This window comes from Sphingomonas sp., from assembly GCF_035758555.1.
In the GTDB taxonomy this organism is placed as follows: domain Bacteria; phylum Pseudomonadota; class Alphaproteobacteria; order Sphingomonadales; family Sphingomonadaceae; genus Sphingomonas_B.
Map to the genome: position 1 here is coordinate 1 of NZ_DASTXI010000080.1, position 2,777 is coordinate 2,777.

Genomic DNA, 2,777 nt, shown 5'->3' on the forward strand with positions numbered 1-2,777 from the left:
TGGAGCGCCGCCGGCCGCGACCGCGTCGAGTTCCTGATCTCGACCAATCCCGGCGCGCCCTTCGGCCCGCTGGCCAAGATCGCGAGCGGCGGCGAGCTGTCGCGTTTCATCCTGGCATTGAAGGTCGCGCTGGCCGAGGAAGGCGGCGCCGCAACGATGATTTTCGACGAGATAGACCGCGGCGTCGGCGGCGCCGTCGCCAGCGCCATCGGCGAACGCCTCGCCCGCCTGGCCGAACGCGCGCAGCTACTGGTCGTAACGCACTCGCCGCAAGTCGCCGCCCGCGGTACCAACCAATGGCTGATCGCCAAAAGCCACGACGGCCTCGTCACCCGCACCGGCGTGCGGGCGTTGGATGAGACGGAGCGGCGCGAGGAAATCGCGCGTATGCTGTCCGGAGCCACGGTGACGGACGAAGCGCGGGCGCAAGCGGTGCGCTTGCTGGAAGCAGCCTGATCCGAATGACAGAAGAGCAAGCTACCGAGCGCCTCGCGTTCCTCGCCGCCGAGATTGCGCGGCATAATAGGCTCTATCATTCCGACGACGCGCCCGAGATTTCAGACGCCGACTATGACGCGCTGGTGCGGGAGAATGCGGCGCTGGAGGCGGAGTTTCCAACGCTGGTGCGCGCTGACAGTCCGTCGAAGCTGGTCGGGGCGGCGCCGGCGGCGCATCTGGCGAAGGTTGCGCATGCGAAGGGGATGCTCAGCCTCGACAATGCTTTTTCCGACGAGGATGTGCGCGAGTTCGTCGGGCGGGTGCGGCGGTTCCTGAACCTGGCCGACGGCGAGCCGGTCGCGCTGACGGCAGAACCCAAGATCGACGGACTGTCCTGTTCGCTGCGCTACGAGCGCGGGCGATTGGTGCTGGCGGCGACGCGGGGCGACGGAACGGTCGGGGAGGATGTGACCCAAAACGTCCTGACCATCCATGACATACCCGCCGAACTCCGCTCGTCCCGAGCGAAGTCGAGGGGCGTTGGTGATGAGTCCGAGACGCGCCCCTCGACTACGCTCGGGACGAGCGAGCTACCTTTCCCCTCTTCAGTGCCAGTGCCCGACATCTTCGAAATCCGGGGCGAAGTGTATATGTCGAAGGCCGACTTCGCCGCGTTGAACGAGCGGGTCGCGGGGGAGCGGGTGTTCGCTAATCCGCGCAATGCCGCCGCCGGGTCGCTGCGGCAGAAGGACCCGTCGGTCACTGCCTCGCGACCGCTCTGTTTTCTGGCGCATGGCTGGGGCGAGGCATCGGCGCTGCCCGCCGACACGCAACATGGCGTGATCCGCGCGATCGAGGCTTGGGGTCTGCCGGTGACCGACCTGCTGGTGCGGGTCGAAAACGTCGACGAGGCGCTGGCGCATTATCGCAAGATCGAGGCGATGCGCGCGGACCTGCCGTTCGATATCGACGGGGTCGTCTACAAGGTCGACCGGCTCGACTGGCAGGCGCGGCTGGGGCAGGTCGCCAAGGCGCCGCGCTGGGCGATCGCGCACAAATTCCCCGCCGAGCGGGCGCAGACGACGCTGATCAGCATCGACATCCAGGTTGGCCGGACCGGCAAGCTGACGCCGGTCGCGCGGCTGGAGCCGGTCACGGTCGGCGGCGTCGTCGTCACTAACGCGACGCTGCACAATGCCGACGAGATCGCGCGACTGGGCGTACGGCCGGGCGACCGCGTCACGCTGCAGCGCGCCGGCGACGTGATCCCGCAGATCCTGGAGAACCTGACGCCGGACGAGCCGCGTCCCGACTATGTCTTCCCAACGGAATGTCCCGAATGCCGCTCCGAGGCAGTGCGCGAGGAAGGCGAGGTCGACATCCGCTGCACCGGCGGGCTGATCTGTCCGGCACAGCGCGTCGAGCGGCTGCGCCACTTCGTCAGCCGCGGCGCGATGGATATCGAAGGGCTGGGCGGCAAGCAGATCGAGGATTTTTTCCACGACGGGCTGATCCACAGCCCGGCCGATATCTTCCGGCTGACCGAGGAACAACTGGTCGCGCGCAAGAAGGACGGACGCGTCTGGGCCGGCAACCTGCTCCGCGCGATCGAGGACAAGGCCGCGCCCGACCCGGTACGCTTTCTGTTCGGCATCGGCATCCGCCATGTCGGCACCGTCACCGCGCGCGACCTGATGCGGCATTTCGGCACCGTCGAGGAGCTGGCGCGGGTCTCGACGGCAGCGGCCACGGACGCGGCCGAGTACGAGCGGCTCACCCATGTTGAAGGCGTCGGACCCGTGGTCGCCCAGTCTCTCGCCGATTTCTTCGCCGAGGAGCATAACCGCGAAGTGTGGGACGACCTGCTGAGCGTGGTCGCGCCCAGGCCGTTCGAATCGAACGAGCGCGCGTCCGAAGTCACCGGCAAGACGGTCGTGTTCACCGGAACGCTGGAAACCATGTCGCGCGACGAGGCCAAGGCGCAGGCGCTGTCATTGGGCGCCAAGGTCGCCGGCTCGGTCTCGGCCAAGACCGATCTGGTGGTGGCCGGGCCCGGCGCCGGATCGAAGCTGAAGAAGGCCGAGGAGCTTGGCATCCGCGTCGTCGACGAGGCGGGGTGGGCAGCGATCGTGGCTTCTGCTAAATAGACGCTTCGCAAGGGAAGCTGCCGTTCGGCTGCCTCGCGACAGTTCGCTGCGTCAGCCGAAAACAGGAGGGGGTCCTGTCATGGTTCGTACGGTGCTGGTTCTTTCGATCGCGCTGCTGGCTTCGGCGCCGGTCTCCGCTGCCGTGCTGATGGACTCCGCGCCGACTGCGCCGGCGAACCGGCCTGCGCTGCC

At 67.8% G+C, this 2,777-nt stretch carries 1 protein-coding gene and 1 pseudogene; both read left to right on the forward strand.

Annotated elements, in window-relative coordinates; genetic code table 11:
* Positions 1–456 (forward strand): annotated as a pseudogene (locus VFT73_RS05160) (DNA repair protein RecN); the annotation flags it as partial.
* 5 nt (positions 457–461) lie between these two features.
* Entirely contained in the window at positions 462–2,585 is a 2,124-nt protein-coding gene (gene ligA, locus VFT73_RS05165) for an NAD-dependent DNA ligase LigA (protein ID WP_326409096.1), read from the forward strand.
* Positions 2,586–2,777: the final 192 nt, after the last annotated feature.

Coding starts and splice junctions, on each gene's coding strand:
- ligA (WP_326409096.1), top strand. CDS start 462: ATGACAGAAGAGCAAGCTACCGAGCGCCTCGCGTTCCTCGCCGCCGAG.